Below are 14,075 nucleotides of genomic sequence, written 5' to 3' on the forward strand. Positions count from 1 at the left end.
TCTCTACATAAAACTATGTTATTACTTGGTATTGCTATTGCGGGTTTAGTTTTTGGGCTACTCTCGCTGCTTTTAATTGTGATGTTTAAAAAGCGCTATGCGAGTGAGCTTGGCGCGCAATTACAACAGGTTAAAGATTCATCAGAGCAGATTAATATTTTACGTAGCGAAGTGTCAGAGTTGCGAACCGGTTTACTGAGTATTGGTAAGCGTGTGCTTGAGGTAGAACAACAAAACCAAGAGCTGATACAGCAACAAGCAGCTCAAAAATACGATGATCCCGATGCTAAAATATACTCTCGTGCAGTAAAAATGGTTGAGTTAGGTGCTGATTTAGATGAGGTTATTCGCGAATGTGAATTACCCCGCGCCGAGGCTGAACTGTTGTTTTCATTACACAAACAAAAAGGCGCTTAGCGCCTTTTTTGCTTTTATAACACTGCGTTATGCTTTTATATTTAGCTTTCCCTGAAAGTCTTGCCAACCAGGTGGAAACTTTCCTCTAACCACGTATGAAAACGCAATGAGCTCAGCAATAACAAAGTACAACTCTTTGGGGATCTCTTCTGCGAGGTCTAGTTTCGATAGTGTATTTGCAAGTGCTTCATCTTGATGGATTAAAATTCCTTTTTCTTTGGCTAGGGCAATAATTTCATCCGCCAGTTCACCAAACCCTTTAGCACTTACAATGGGTGAATGTCCCGCCTCGTAGAGTAGTCCAATTGCTGAATTGCTTTTTGATGACTCAGTCATGACTAAACCTTAATATTAATAATGGCATGGGATTGGTAAAATGCTTGATGGTTGTCATCCGCTCGTTTTAGTTTAAGTTCACCCACTTGTAAGCCTTGTTTTGCCAGTTTTGAGCGTAAATTATCAAGATGTGGATGAGCTAAAGCGCTCACCGCTTGGGTTGAGGCTAACAACTGACAATCTACAGCTTTATCCATGAGCTCTGCGATTATTTGTAGCTTACCCAGCTCGGCATAATCAAAATTTAATCTTACAAACCACACGTTTTTATCCGCTAGTTTACCGCTACTGTGCTTTTTATACTGCCCTAAAGTTATTTCTGTTTGCGCCGCTTCAGCAGGTAACTTCATCGGTAATAAAAACTGCACCAAGGCGTTTGTGTCAGGTTGTTGACTAATAGCAGGCGTTTGTACTTGGCTTAATGTGTTCTTAATTTGGGTTAATTCACCTGCTAATGCTTGTACTTGTGGTTGCTGTAATTGTTCCAACAATTTATTGGCGCTATTACCTACTTTAAACGTCGGTAATAAAACCTGCAGTAAAGCTTCTAAACCCGTTTGATTATTAATACTCACTGCACTTGGATTTTGGTTAATGATAGGCGCGGCTAAAATGCTTAATGAAAGCTGTTCAACACCTCTATTAAACGAGCTCTGTAAAATGTCGCTTTGAAGTTGTGTGGGCTTTATGGTGCTGAGTATTTCGCGCTGTATGGTTGCTGGGTGTAAATTAGTATCTGACAACATGCGATTAAAAGCCTGATTAACTAAACGGTTTAAATCGGTTCCTTGATCAGTCAGTTTGCTTGTAATGGTATTAAGTTGGCTGCTTACTATTTGCTTTGTCGCATCTTTTTGTTCTATTGAGGTACTTGGACTTTGTTTTACAACCGTCGCTAATAAGAGTCTTTCTAAAGGCTGTAAGCTCTGACCTAATGTAGCCGCGTTAGTTGATGGGGATGAGAAAGGAGTCACTAAAGGAGATAAAGCGTGTGCTAATAACGGTTGTTGTTGCCACATAGAAACGCTTGATTTTATTTGCTGGGTAAATTGCATTAGGGGCGGCGCTAAATTTGACACGTTTTTTAATTGTGTCATGTCAATTTTTTGCATTGGGGTGAGCCATTTTTGCTGAGCATTGCCTGTAAATTCTGGTTTTTGAGATGAGCTTACCGAGGTTGTAAATGGCTTGCTTTCAAAGTACTTTACCGCATCTAAAATACGCGTTTTAAAATCAGCAAAACTGCTTTTCAACCATGATTGTATCGGACTATTTATCGTGCTGAGCGGATGCTGTTTACTTGGCGAGTGATCAATTAGGCTTTGCGATTGTTGCAAAGAGAGCATCTCATTAAACGGTTTACTAAATGAGTTTTTAAGGCTCACAGTCATATTATGATAAGCGGTTTTGATCAGTAATTTATCTGCTTGGTGAGTAATGTTTACCTTAGTCGGGATGGTAGGTAGTTCACTTAATTGTCGGTGACTAAGGTTAATAGTTAATGAGTCTTTAAAAGAGTTTGGGCTTAATACCGCAAACTTAGGCATAGCATGAAGCTGAGCTGGGCTTAAATTACTGGCAAGCAACTGTGTTAGTTTGGCTTGGTTTATTGGCTGTGAGTGCACTATATCAGTAAAACGGTTAATAATATTAAGTCGTGTACCTTTGCTATCCGTTTCAATCATCCCCTTTATTAAAGGCTCATCTGCGAGTAATTGTGCAACGTGTTTATTAATAGCAATACTGGCATTAAATTTTTCAATGACCAACTTTGGTGTAGGTTGTAATACCACCTGAAGTGATAGTGGACTGTTTTGAATATCACTTTGGGTGTTTATAAAATTTAAAAATCGTTGCAACTGAGCCGGTTGTTTAATTGTTAAAGTTGTATTGTTAGGGATGATGGTTAAGCTTTTACCATCTGCACTTAACTGTATGTTAGCGCTTGCTATTTTTTCAACGTTTATGGGTGTCTCAGTTGTACCAAGGCGAATCGTTTGCCAATGCTTATTTATAAACACATCAAGCGTGACTGAATCTTTAGAAAACTGAATATTTTTTGCCGTCAGCACTTCAGGTGGCAGTGTTGCTAACGCAGCCTTACCAGAATCAGTTGTTTGATTACTAACCTGTGGGTTAGACAATGTGATGTACGTTGGTGTATTCATTATTTTATATCAAGTTTTCTGTATTTTAAGTAAATCGATTCTAAAGCAATATTCGTATTACCCTATCATTATGGTAGACTTACCGCTAATTTTTGGCAGAGAGAATCGTCATCTTGTTACACATTAAGTCCGTTACTTGTATCAAGCAAGAGCGTTGTTTGTTTGATGAACTTAATTTTAGCCTTAAAAGCGGTCAAATCATGCAGTTAGCTGGTCCTAATGGGGCTGGTAAAACATCATTATTGCGCATTATTGCTGGTTTTTCGCTGCCGGATGAAGGTGATATTTTATACCTAAATCAATCTATCAAAAAATATTATGACGAATATGCCAGAGACTTATTATTTATAGGCCATAAAACCGGTGTTAACGTACAACTTACCGCGCTTGAAAATGTAGCACATTGGTTGGCTATTAATGGTTATGTTGATACTCCTGACTTATACCCTTTATTAAGTAAATTAGGTTTAGTAGGGCTGGAAGATGTGCCTGTAAGAACGTTATCTGCGGGTCAACAGCGGCGAGTGGCTCTCGTTCGATTATGGTTATCTGAGGCCAAGTTATGGGTTTTAGATGAACCTTTTACGGCGCTAGATAAAAGCGGGGTTGCCTTTTTACAGCAACGTTTTACTGAGCACTTATCAAAGGGGGGCGCTATTTTGTTAACAACACACCAAGATTTAACCACTCACTTTAGTGACTTACAAACGTTGACTTTGGAGTACCGCCACTAATGACACGACAGCACTCATATTGGCAGTTATTTGTCGCGGTATTTAGCAAAGACGTTAAGCTCGCTTTTCGTCAGCGCGCTGAAATAGTTAATCCTATCTTGTTTTTTTTAATTGTTATCTCACTGTTTCCATTAGCCATAGGGCCTGAGCCAGGCTTGCTATCAAGAATGGCCCCGGGCATTATTTGGGTTGCGGCTTTATTATCGACCATGCTTGGCCTTGATAAACTGTTTAGAGATGATTACCACGATGGCTCTTTGGAGCAGCTCATTGCTTCGTCATACCCCTTATCATTAACGGTGCTGGGCAAAGTAGCTGCACACTGGGTGATCACCGGCCTCCCGTTAGTGCTAATGACCCCTTTATTTGCTTTACTACTAAATTTAGAAACGACTGCCTTAGTGGCAACGTTATTAACGCTATTATTGGGCACGCCTTTATTGAGCTTCATTGGCGCAATAGGGGCGGGTTTGACTGTGGGATTACAAAAAGGCGGCATTTTAATGAGTCTGCTCGTTTTGCCTTTGTATATTCCGGTTTTAATTTTTGCAACTTCCGCTATTGATACCAGCACTATGTCGCTGGATTATAGTGGTCAGCTTGCAATCCTTGGTGCGATGTTAGTCGTTGCGACTATCAGTGCGCCAATTGCCATATCATCAGCATTAAAAGTGAGTGTAAGTTAATATGTGGAAGTGGTTACATCCGTATGCGAAAGCAGAGCGAGCATATCAATTATGCAATACTCTACTGCCATATTTTGCAGTAGTAACGGTTATTAGTATGGTTGTTGGTTGGGTCTGGGGATTAGGTTTTGCTCCTGCCGATTACCAACAAAAAGACAGTTACCGTATTATTTTTATTCACGTGCCCTCCGCTATTTTATCTATGGGCGCTTATTCATCAATGGCGATTGCAGCCATTGTTGCGCTTGTATGGCAATTACGCAATGCAGAGCTTGCGGTGATTGCAATAGCACCCGTAGGTGCCTGCATGACCGCAATAGCCTTAATCACCGGTGCTGCGTGGGGTAAACCTATGTGGGGTGCTTGGTGGGTATGGGATGCACGACTGACCTCTGAACTCATTTTGTTATTTTTATATCTAGGGGTGTTGTCTTTGTACCATGCCTTTGAAGATAAAAAATCAGCCGGTCGCGCCGCGTCTATTTTAGCTATTGTTGGGGTTATTAACTTGCCTATCATTCACTTTTCGGTGGAATGGTGGAATACCCTGCATCAAGGGGCAAGCATCACTAAGTTTAACCGCGACGCGGTAGATCCAAGTATGTTTTGGCCGTTAATGATTAATATTTTAGCCTTTGCCGCGTTTGTTGGTACTGTGACTTTAATTCGTCTTAAAAATGAAATTTTACACCGTGAAAAGCACCGCCCATGGGTGCGACAGTTGTTAACTAAGGGGTAATTATGCAGTTTGACTCGTTTTCAGATTTTATTGCAATGGGAGGCTATGGCTTTTATGTATGGCTTTCTTTTGGTACATGCGCATTAATTTTATTAGGCATTTTATTTAGCTCGTTACGCGACAAAAAACAAATTTTAGCGTCGGTAGAGCAGCAAATTGCGCGTGAAACTCGAATTAAAAATTCTAAGCAGGAGCAAACCTCGTGAACCCTAGACGTAAAAAACGCCTTTTGGTTATTATTGCCGTACTCTTTGGTATTGGTGGATCAATTGGTTTAGTGTTGTACGCCTTACAAGAAAACATTAATTTGTTTTACACCCCCAGTGAATTAATTGATGGTAAAGGCCCGAATAAAGAAAAGCCTCATATAGGACAAAAGCTCCGCATTGGCGGTATGGTTGTCCCTGGTACAGTGCAAAGAAATGAGCAAAGCTTACAGGTAAGCTTTAAGTTGATTGATACTGGCCCATTGGTCACTGTGCGTTATCAAGGAATTTTGCCTGATCTATTTCGTGAAGGGCAAGGGATTGTTGCGCAAGGTGTGTTAGTAGAGCCTAACGTGATTGAAGCATTTGAAGTGTTGGCCAAGCATGATGAAGAATATATGCCAGCTGAGGTTGCCGAGGCAGTAAAAGGAATTAAGCATGAGAAACCAAAATACAATTTAGATAGCGGGAGCTAATATGATCCCAGAACTTGGTTATTTTTCCCTAACATTGGCCATGGTACTCAGTGTGCTGTTGTGTATTTTCCCACTTTGGGGTGCACACACAGGAAACCTTCGTCTGATGCGCGCTGCGCCATCACTTGCTATTGGTCAGTTTGCATTTGTTGCTTTGTCTTTTGCTGCGCTTATTTATGCCAGCTTAACCGATGATTTTACCGTATCTTATGTAGCGTATCACTCAAGTAGCACCTTGCCTTGGTATTATAAAATAACCTCAACATGGGGTGGCCATGAAGGCGCTATTTTACTGTGGTTATTAATGCAGGCCGGTTGGACCGCCGTTGTTGCTGTGCGTTCAAAGTCACTGCCTTGGGTACTTCGTGCTCGCGTATTAGGTGTGCTTGGCTTTTTAGGTGTCGGATTTATGATGTACACCTTGCTACTTTCAAGTCCGTTTGAACGTTTACTGCCCTATTTCCCTGTTGAGGGACGCGATTTAAATCCATTATTACAAGACCCAGGGATGATCATTCACCCTCCATTACTTTATATGGGGTATGTCGGTCTTTCTGTTGCTTTTGCCTTTGCTATTGCCGCGTTGTTAACCGGCAAGCTTGATAACACCTGGGCAAAATGGTCACGCCCATGGACAATGACGGCATGGGGCTTTTTAACCTTAGGTATCACCATAGGTAGTTGGTGGGCCTATTCAGAGCTAGGCTGGGGCGGCTGGTGGTTCTGGGATCCTGTTGAAAATGCATCACTCATGCCATGGTTAGTTGCAACCGCGTTACTGCACTCTTTAAGTGTGACTGAAAAACGTGGCGTATTTAAATCATGGACAGTGTTACTGGCTATTGCGGCATTTTCATTAAGTTTACTAGGCACCTTTATCGTTCGCTCAGGAATTATTGTTTCGGTGCATGCCTTTGCAACAGACCCTGATCGTGGCTTATTTATTCTTGGCTTTTTGGCCGTAGTTGTTGGCGGCGGTTTAGCGTTATATGGCTTGCGTGTCTCACAAGTTAAAAGTGAAGGGCGTTATAAATTTGTATCGCGTGAAGTGGCACTTTGGTTAAACAATATTTTCTTAGTGGTTGCTACGTTAATTGTACTGTTAGGTACATTATTACCTATGGTGCACAAGGAAATGGGGCTAGGCAGTATTTCAATTGGCGAACCTTTCTTTAATAAAATGTTTGCTATTTTACTGGTGCCATTTGCTATTTTAATGGGCATTGGACCTTTCCTGCGTTGGAAGCAGAATAAGTGGGCCTTTTTACAAAATAAAATATTTGTAGGCGCACTAGCCAGTATTATCATTACCTGTGCGTGGTTATTTAGTAGCTATGAGGTAGTGACTCCATTAACACTTTTAGCAACCACGCTAGGTGTATGGATATTTATTGCCACTTTTATTGATTTATATACCAAAGCAGCGGTTCATGGCTCGGTTAAACTCGGTATAAAGCGTTTAGGTTTAAGCTATTGGGCAATGGTGCTGGGGCATGTTGGTTTAGCCTTTGTTATAGCGGGCATTACACTCACCTCGGCATATTCAGTTGAGCGTGATGTATCGATGAAGCAAGGCGATATCGTGCAGCTTAACCAGTATCAATACCGCTTTGAAGGTGTGAAGACGATTCGTGGTGCAAACTACAGTGGTCATGCTGGTGTCGTGACGGTATTAAAAGGGAATGACACTGTAACGCGTTTATATGCAGAAAAGCGTCGTTACGATATTGGTATGCAATTTATGACCGAAGCCGCTATTGATGCCGGATTCACTCGTGATTTATATCTTGCGCTTGGTGAGCAACTAAGTGAAGGGGCATGGTCATTACGCATTTACCATAAGCCGTTTGTACGTTGGATGTGGATTGGCGGTATTCTGATCTCACTCGCTGGTTTTGTGATTTTATTCGATAAGCGCTATCGCGCCTCACCGCGAAAAGATGAAATAGAGGGGGCAGTATGAACCGTAAACTTATCGCAATTGCCCCTTTATTAATTTTTATCTTTATTTGTGTGTTTTTATACCAAGGGTTGTTTGCCAACCCGCGGGAAATACAAACAGGGCGCATTGGTCAAACGGTGCCTGCGTTTAATTTACCTGATTTAATGCAAGACGATAAACGTTGGACTGATGAGCAGCTAAAGGGGGACGTGTATTTACTAAACGTATGGGGCACATGGTGTCCAACGTGTTTAGCTGAGCTTGGTTATTTAACTAAGCTACGCGAGCAAGGGGTTAAAATTATCGGCTTGTATTATGTACAAAGTTACGACGCCGATTTTGATGGCCCGTTTGATATGCAAGCACTGCGTGACGATGTGAGTAATATGCTTTCACGTGCGGGCGACCCTTATCAATTTAATATTTTAGATTTAGAACGTTCATTGTCTTTAGATTTAGGGGTGTCCGGTGCACCAGAGACATTTTTAGTAGATAAAAATGGCACTATTTTGTTACACCACACCGGTGATATAAACCCTCGAGTTTGGCGCGCTAAGTTTGCGCCTCTTATGCAGGAGCTGCAGCCATGAGATTGTTTTTATTAACCCTTAGCTTATTTATTAGTTTAGCTGCGTTTGCTCAGCAAGATCGTTATCAGTTTGATAGCAACGAACAAGCGGTTCGTTTTGAAGAGCTAACAAAAGAATTACGTTGCCCTAAATGTCAAAACCAGAATATTGCTGACTCTGATGCCGTTGTCGCAAAAGACTTGCGCGAGCGAGTGCTGGCGTTGGTAAAAGATGGTAAAAGCAAAGATGAAGTCATTGACTATATGATTGACCGCTATGGCTACTTTGTTCATTACGATCCACCGGTAACGCCGGCTACGTTAATACTGTGGGTACTTCCGGTACTCATTGTAATAATTGGGTTTGGCTTTATTGTGATTCGCCAACGTAAAGCGTCGGTAAAACAAACCTGGAGTGACGCTGATGAAGTGATGCTCAATAAGCTGATTAAACAAAATAAACATCAGGAGCAAAGTTAAATGATTTTAATGTGGGCGTCTTTTGCTTTACTCACACTCATTGCATTGCTGTTTATTATTGTGCCTTTTTTAAAAAAAGAGCGCATAGTAACCATCACCCACAACGCCAATGCACAGCTTATCAGCATTTATGAACAGCGTTTAGTTGAATTACAGGCAGATTTAGATAATCAACGTATAGACTCGCAAAATCACAGCGAAGCTATTATTGAATTAAAACGCCGTTTACTTAATGAATTATTGCCAGAGAAGTCACTAAATAGCCGTGGTGACAATCGTATATTTGCTTTAACAGGGGCGGCGTTTTTAATTGCATTAGCAGGTATTTTTTATGCAATGACAGGCAGCCAGCAACAAATTGCAGCTTGGCATGATGCAATGGATAACTTGGCCGATTATGGTCAGCGCGCCGTAATGCAAAAGGGCGAGCCATTAACTAAAAATGAGTTACAAGCGTTTGCCCTAGCACTGCGTACTAAGTTAAGCCAAAGCGGTGATGATGAAGTCGCTTGGATGTTGTTAGGGCGTGTTGCTTTAATGCTAAATGAATTTGATATGGCGAAACAGTCATTTGATAAAACATTAAAAATAAACCCTGATAATATGCAGGCGCTTGTTAGCTACTCTCAGGTGCTATTACTTGAGGGCAGTGAAGAGAACATGACTCGTGCAGCGGGTATGCTTTCTAAAGTACTGCAAGCTCAACCAAATAACCTTGATGCGATTTCGTTACTTGCACTGATCGCCTTTGAGAGAAAAGACTGGCTACAGGCAAAGGCAGCGTTTGAGGTGTTACTTGCAAGTATGGATGAGTCTGATACGCGCTATGCTATGATCAACCAACGTATTAGCGAAATCGATCTACAAATTGCTCAGCAAAACGTGGCAACCAGTGGCGATCAGTTAGCGGCTCAAAGTATTCAAGTTACCGTTGATATCGATAGCCAACTTGCAGACAAACAGCCCAATAACGGTATTTTGTTTGTGTTTGCTAAAGCGGCTAAGGGATCACCGATGCCTTTAGCCGTGGTCAAACTAACAGACTATAGCTTTCCAATTACGGTTGAGCTGAGCGATGCTAATGCCATGATGGCAGGGCTAAACTTATCGAGTGCGAGTGAAATTATCATTTCTGCGCGTATCTCTAATGATGATTCAGTTATGCCAAGCACTGGGGAGCTTGAAGGGCATTCTCAAGTGCTTGCTTCTAAAGAGGTGCGCCAAGTGCAACTGAACATTGATACATTAATACCTTAAGGATTTGAGATGTTAAAACAAGGCTTACTTTTATTATGTTTACTCACGTTATCGGGTTGTGCTCAAGTGCCTGAGAGTAAATATGATGAGCGCGATCCCATACAAAGTGTAAACAGACCTATTTATGACTTTAATATGGACGTACTTGATGCTTATATTTTAAGGCCTGCGGCAGTGGGTTATATAACAGTAACCCCACAGCCTGTGCGTCGAAGTATTGTGCATTTTACCGATAATATTACAGCACCGGTTGATATTATTAATGCGGGTCTGCAAGGAAAGCCAAGCAGTGCCGGAATTAATTTTGCGCGCTTTTTAGTGAATTCTACGGTGGGAGTGTTTGGCTTATTTGACGTTGCAAGTTCGTTAGGGCTTGAAGTAACTGATGAAGATTTTGGCCAAACCTTAGGTGTGTGGGGAGTAGGCGATGGTGCCTATTTAATGATCCCGGCAATGGGGCCATCAACTGCACGTAACTTAACCGGTGATGTTGTTGATAATGTGGTTTTACCTAAAATTGCACTGACTACACCACAAACAATTTTAGTGTTTGCGTTAAAGGCGGTTGAGGCAAGGGCGTCTTTAATGGCTCAAGAGGGTTTATTAAATGATTCATTAGACCCATACCTGTTTGTTAAAGACATTTACTTTCAGCGTCAGTTATATGAACTCTACGATGGCAATCCGCCAATAAAAGAAGAGCCTGAAGATTTTGATGAAGATTTCTTAGAAAGCCTTTAATTAAAACAAAAACGCCAGCAAATGCTGGCGTTTTTTCTTAATTAGTAATAATTTATTTAGCTATCAATCATCACCTGCATTTGCTCACTAACCCAGTTGAGAGCTTCGTGATATGCATCAGACACTTCATCACCTAAGTTTAGTTGCTGAGCTTTGTCGTTCGCAGCTTGCCAATCACCATGCTCATACAGAGTGACCAAGTTTAAGTATTCAGCAAGTAGTCCTTCATTTTTTAACAGCGCTGTTTTTATCTCATTAGACAGAGGCAATTTAAGCATTATGCTGTCCATTTCTTCATCTAATATCGCATCCATAAGCGACATCATGCCGGTTAAGAACGCCATACCTGTATCTTTAAGTTTGCTATGTGAAATAGCTAACAACTCACAAAAACGTGCCCGTGTTAGCGACAGTCTAATAAGCTCCAGAGGTTTGTCTGCAGAGACTTGTGCGGCAAATAATAAAGAGAGTAGTTTTTTTATTTCAGCCGCGCCCAATACAATAAGCGCTTGTTTTATAGTGTTTATTTCAAAGCGGCGAGCAAATGCTGCTGAGTTTGAATAGCGCAAGAGCTTATACGATAAGTTAACATCACGCTCAAATACATCGGTGATCTTCTTAAGATCCATTTCTACGCTGGAAGTTTCATAGAGTAGCTCAGCCAGTGCCATGCCCGATGGCGGTAATGCCTTGCTTTGCACCATTTCTGGTTTTGAAAAGAAAAAGCCTTGAAAGTATTCAAAACCTAGTTCAAAAGCTTGATTGTAAAGCGCGTAAGTTTCAACCTTTTCAGCAAGTAATTTTATATGTGGATAAGGTTTTAAATCCTCTATGATCGTTTTAACGTTTTCAATATCACAAGTTAAAAAATCGACTTTAATAATATCGATAAACGGATAAAAGTGCCGCCATACAGGTTGATGTGCATAGTCATCTAACGCTAGCGTATAGCCTTTTTCTTTTAGGTCTTTAACAATTGCCAATAAGCGTTTACCTGGCTGGACGGTTTCGAGTATTTCAATTACCACCCCATCTTTGTTTAAAAGGGTTGGGTAGCCTTTTAACAAGGTGTCTAAGGTAAAGTTAATATAAGCGGGTTTATTATCAGTTAAATCTTCTAAGCCAAAGTTAAATTGACTGCCTTCAATCAGTCTAGACGTGGCTTCATCGCCGTCAATATCTGGAAATACGTTATCAACTCCATCACGAAATAAAAGCTCATAGCCAATTAGTTCTTTATTGCGATCTAAAATAGGTTGCCGAGCAGCGTAAAAATACATATAGGATTCCGAAAGAGTAGAAATTGATTAACATTGTAATAATATATTGGAAAACATTCAAAATAGCATCGGTAAAATGAATTATTATTAATGAAATATCATGGCTTAGGTGATTTTTATTAATCTAAACTCATTGTTTTTTATTCTATTTGTTTTAAAAGCGAGCGAATAGATGGTTTTTTATCTACTTAAATTAGCGGGTTGGAGTTATTAGCAATTACCGTGTTATAGTTCAGTAGAAAGCTTTTATTCCAATACTGTCTTAATTATAAAATCTCAAGAGTCATTATTTGGATTACAAGCCTGTTATTACTTTTTTAAGTGGAGGCGAATTTGGAAACAGGAATGATTATTTCACTGGCATTATATTTTATTGTAATGCTGGGAATAGGACTATACGCATATAAGCAATCTACCAGCGATATATCAGGGTATATGCTAGGTGGTCGTAATTTAGCCCCCAGTGTTGCTGCCTTATCAGCGGGTGCATCAGACATGAGTGGTTGGTTACTTATGGGCCTACCTGGCGCAATGTACTTGTTTGGGCTTAGCAAGGTTTGGATTGCTATTGGCTTAGTATTAGGCGCATGGGCAAACTATTTCTTAGTCGCCCCAAGACTGCGTGTTTATACTGAAAAAGCAAATGACTCTATTACCATCCCTGATTATTTTGCAAATCGTTTTGATGATAACAAGAATATCCTCCGTGTGATCTCTGCAATTGTTATTATTGTGTTCTTTACTTTGTATACTTCATCAGGCGTAGTCGCCGGTGGTAAGTTATTTGAAAACTCATTTCAAATGAGCTACGAAATGGGCTTATACATCACCACAGGTGTGGTAGTGGTTTATACCTTATTTGGTGGTTTTTTAGCGGTTAGCCTTACAGACTTTGTGCAAGGCTGTATCATGTTTATTTCGTTGTTAGCAGTGCCAATTGCCACTTATATGATGCTTGACCAACCATTTATGGATACCTTAGCAAATGCAAATTATCAGCAGTTACTAAGCTCGCCTAAAGCAAGCGAAATTCATTCTTTAAGTATGCTTGACTGGTTTGCAGGTGGTTCTACCATTGCTATTATTTCTGCAATGGCATGGGGTTTAGGTTACTTTGGTCAGCCTCATATTATTGTTCGTTTCATGTCTGTTCGTTCAGTAAAAGAAATGCCAACCATGCGTCGTATTGGTATGTCTTGGATGACCTTATCTGCCATTGGTGCAGTATTTACCGGTTTATTCGGTGCTGCATACATGATTGAAAATCAAATGCCAATTGCCGATAAAGAAACAATTTTCTTAGTATTGGCTGAATTAATTTTCCACCCGTTAATTGCAGGTTTCCTACTGGCTGCTATTTTAGCTGCGATTATGAGTACGATTTCATCGCAATTATTGGTGTGTTCAAGTTCGTTAACTGAAGACTTCTACAAGATTTACTTAAACCGTGATGCCTCTCAAACTGAGCTGGTATTAGTAGGGCGTATTAGCGTAATACTGGTTGCGTTATTTGCTATTTACCTAGCGTATGACCGTAATAGTTCAATACTTGATCTAGTTAGCAACGCGTGGGCTGGTTTTGGTGCTGCATTTGGTCCTCTTGTCTTATTTAGTCTTTACTGGAAACGTATGAACTTAAAAGGGGCTATTAGCGGTATGGTTATTGGTGCTTTAACAGTGCTTGTATGGATTTATGCGCCTATTACCATTAATGGTGAGAGCTTAAGCAGTGTAATTTATGAAATCGTCCCAGGCTTCATTTTAGCGAGTATTGCTATTGTGGTAGGAAGCCTCGTAACAGCTGAACCGAAAAAAGAAATTACTGATCTGTTTGATGAAGTTGAATCGTCATTGTAAGTGATTAGCTAACGTAAAGTTTTGGTTTAAAAAAATGCCAACCAGTTTAACTGGTTGGCATTTTTTATTGACTGACTTGTAACAATAGCAAATTGTGATGTCTTACTCGCTTCTTGTTATTATTACTTAAAGGCATAAAAAAACTGAATACGAATCACGAATTCAGTTTCATAAATTAGTAGTGCGGC

General features: G+C 40.5%; 15 protein-coding genes. 12 read left to right on the forward strand and 3 right to left on the reverse strand.

Annotated features, from left to right (window positions below):
- The first annotated feature begins 15 nt into the window (after positions 1 to 15).
- Entirely contained in the window at positions 16 to 417 is a 402-nt protein-coding gene (locus MTN96_RS22775) for a DUF2802 domain-containing protein (protein ID WP_248532824.1), read from the forward strand.
- Positions 418 to 444: 27 nt separating this feature from the next.
- Here MTN96_RS22775 and MTN96_RS22780 read toward each other — a convergent pair whose 3' ends face one another.
- Positions 445 to 753, reverse strand: coding sequence for an EscU/YscU/HrcU family type III secretion system export apparatus switch protein (locus MTN96_RS22780; RefSeq protein WP_010387940.1), 309 nt, complete (start codon positions 751 to 753; stop codon positions 445 to 447).
- 2 nt (positions 754 to 755) lie between these two features.
- Positions 756 to 2,921, reverse strand: a complete 2,166-nt coding sequence (locus MTN96_RS22785) for a flagellar hook-length control protein FliK (protein WP_248532825.1) — start codon at positions 2,919 to 2,921, stop codon at positions 756 to 758.
- Between the two features lie 113 nt (positions 2,922 to 3,034).
- Here MTN96_RS22785 and ccmA point away from each other — a divergent pair, with 113 nt between their 5' ends.
- Genes ccmA through MTN96_RS22835 form a run of 10 tightly spaced genes read left to right on the forward strand, consistent with a single transcriptional unit; the run spans position 3,035 to position 10,750 of the window.
- A complete protein-coding gene (gene ccmA / locus MTN96_RS22790) occupies positions 3,035 to 3,655 on the forward strand; it encodes a cytochrome c biogenesis heme-transporting ATPase CcmA (RefSeq protein WP_139129351.1) in 621 nt (206 codons plus the stop codon).
- On the forward strand, positions 3,655 to 4,341 hold the full coding sequence (gene ccmB, locus MTN96_RS22795; protein ID WP_028833998.1) for a heme exporter protein CcmB: 687 nt from the start codon (positions 3,655 to 3,657) through the stop codon (positions 4,339 to 4,341). The genes ccmA and ccmB overlap by 1 nt, the downstream gene beginning before the upstream one ends.
- 1 nt (position 4,342) lies before the next feature.
- Positions 4,343 to 5,080: a heme ABC transporter permease gene (locus MTN96_RS22800; RefSeq protein ID WP_010387946.1), complete on the forward strand. Its 738-nt coding sequence runs from the start codon at positions 4,343 to 4,345 to the stop codon at positions 5,078 to 5,080.
- Positions 5,081 to 5,082: 2 nt separating this feature from the next.
- Entirely contained in the window at positions 5,083 to 5,286 is a 204-nt protein-coding gene (ccmD, locus tag MTN96_RS22805) for a heme exporter protein CcmD (protein ID WP_008112240.1), read from the forward strand.
- Positions 5,283 to 5,762: a cytochrome c maturation protein CcmE gene (gene ccmE, locus MTN96_RS22810; RefSeq protein ID WP_008465420.1), complete on the forward strand. Its 480-nt coding sequence runs from the start codon at positions 5,283 to 5,285 to the stop codon at positions 5,760 to 5,762. Before ccmD ends, ccmE begins: the two co-directional genes overlap by 4 nt.
- A gap of 1 nt (position 5,763) precedes the next feature.
- Positions 5,764 to 7,725, forward strand: coding sequence for a heme lyase CcmF/NrfE family subunit (locus tag MTN96_RS22815; protein ID WP_248532826.1), 1,962 nt, complete (start codon positions 5,764 to 5,766; stop codon positions 7,723 to 7,725).
- Positions 7,722 to 8,294 carry a DsbE family thiol:disulfide interchange protein gene (locus MTN96_RS22820; RefSeq protein WP_069438693.1) on the forward strand — a complete coding sequence of 191 codons (573 nt, stop codon included), beginning with the start codon at positions 7,722 to 7,724 and terminating at the stop codon, positions 8,292 to 8,294. Before MTN96_RS22815 ends, MTN96_RS22820 begins: the two co-directional genes overlap by 4 nt.
- Complete coding sequence (locus MTN96_RS22825) at positions 8,291 to 8,752, forward strand: cytochrome c-type biogenesis protein (RefSeq protein WP_036981786.1); 462 nt, start codon at positions 8,291 to 8,293, stop codon at positions 8,750 to 8,752. Before MTN96_RS22820 ends, MTN96_RS22825 begins: the two co-directional genes overlap by 4 nt.
- Positions 8,753 to 10,009: a c-type cytochrome biogenesis protein CcmI gene (gene ccmI / locus MTN96_RS22830; protein ID WP_024602040.1), complete on the forward strand. Its 1,257-nt coding sequence runs from the start codon at positions 8,753 to 8,755 to the stop codon at positions 10,007 to 10,009. It begins immediately after the preceding gene.
- 9 nt (positions 10,010 to 10,018) lie between these two features.
- Positions 10,019 to 10,750: a VacJ family lipoprotein gene (locus MTN96_RS22835; protein ID WP_008112252.1), complete on the forward strand. Its 732-nt coding sequence runs from the start codon at positions 10,019 to 10,021 to the stop codon at positions 10,748 to 10,750.
- Between the two features lie 56 nt (positions 10,751 to 10,806).
- Here the strand turns inward: MTN96_RS22835 and MTN96_RS22840 are convergent, their stop codons facing one another.
- Entirely contained in the window at positions 10,807 to 12,030 is a 1,224-nt protein-coding gene (locus MTN96_RS22840; RefSeq protein ID WP_069438691.1) for an EAL and HDOD domain-containing protein, read from the reverse strand.
- Positions 12,031 to 12,375: 345 nt separating this feature from the next.
- Here MTN96_RS22840 and putP point away from each other — a divergent pair, with 345 nt between their 5' ends.
- Positions 12,376 to 13,887, forward strand: a complete 1,512-nt coding sequence (gene putP / locus MTN96_RS22845; RefSeq protein ID WP_036981794.1) for a sodium/proline symporter PutP — start codon at positions 12,376 to 12,378, stop codon at positions 13,885 to 13,887.
- The last annotated feature ends 188 nt before the right edge of the window (positions 13,888 to 14,075 follow it).

The organism is Pseudoalteromonas sp. 2CM28B (genome assembly GCF_023161935.1).

Bases quoted from the DNA above. Each gene is read 5' to 3' on its own strand.
- MTN96_RS22820 (WP_069438693.1), top strand. From the start codon at position 7,722: ATGAACCGTAAACTTATCGCAATTGCCCCTTTATTAATTTTTATCTTT.
- MTN96_RS22840 (WP_069438691.1), bottom strand. From the start codon at position 12,030: ATGTATTTTTACGCTGCTCGGCAACCTATTTTAGATCGCAATAAAGAA.
- MTN96_RS22825 (WP_036981786.1), top strand. From the start codon at position 8,291: ATGAGATTGTTTTTATTAACCCTTAGCTTATTTATTAGTTTAGCTGCG.
- MTN96_RS22785 (WP_248532825.1), bottom strand. From the start codon at position 2,921: ATGAATACACCAACGTACATCACATTGTCTAACCCACAGGTTAGTAAT.
- ccmI (WP_024602040.1), top strand. From the start codon at position 8,753: ATGATTTTAATGTGGGCGTCTTTTGCTTTACTCACACTCATTGCATTG.
- ccmB (WP_028833998.1), top strand. From the start codon at position 3,655: ATGACACGACAGCACTCATATTGGCAGTTATTTGTCGCGGTATTTAGC.
- MTN96_RS22775 (WP_248532824.1), top strand. From the start codon at position 16: ATGTTATTACTTGGTATTGCTATTGCGGGTTTAGTTTTTGGGCTACTC.
- MTN96_RS22815 (WP_248532826.1), top strand. From the start codon at position 5,764: ATGATCCCAGAACTTGGTTATTTTTCCCTAACATTGGCCATGGTACTC.
- putP (WP_036981794.1), top strand. From the start codon at position 12,376: ATGATTATTTCACTGGCATTATATTTTATTGTAATGCTGGGAATAGGA.
- MTN96_RS22835 (WP_008112252.1), top strand. From the start codon at position 10,019: ATGTTAAAACAAGGCTTACTTTTATTATGTTTACTCACGTTATCGGGT.
- ccmD (WP_008112240.1), top strand. From the start codon at position 5,083: ATGCAGTTTGACTCGTTTTCAGATTTTATTGCAATGGGAGGCTATGGC.
- MTN96_RS22780 (WP_010387940.1), bottom strand. From the start codon at position 753: ATGACTGAGTCATCAAAAAGCAATTCAGCAATTGGACTACTCTACGAG.
- MTN96_RS22800 (WP_010387946.1), top strand. From the start codon at position 4,343: ATGTGGAAGTGGTTACATCCGTATGCGAAAGCAGAGCGAGCATATCAA.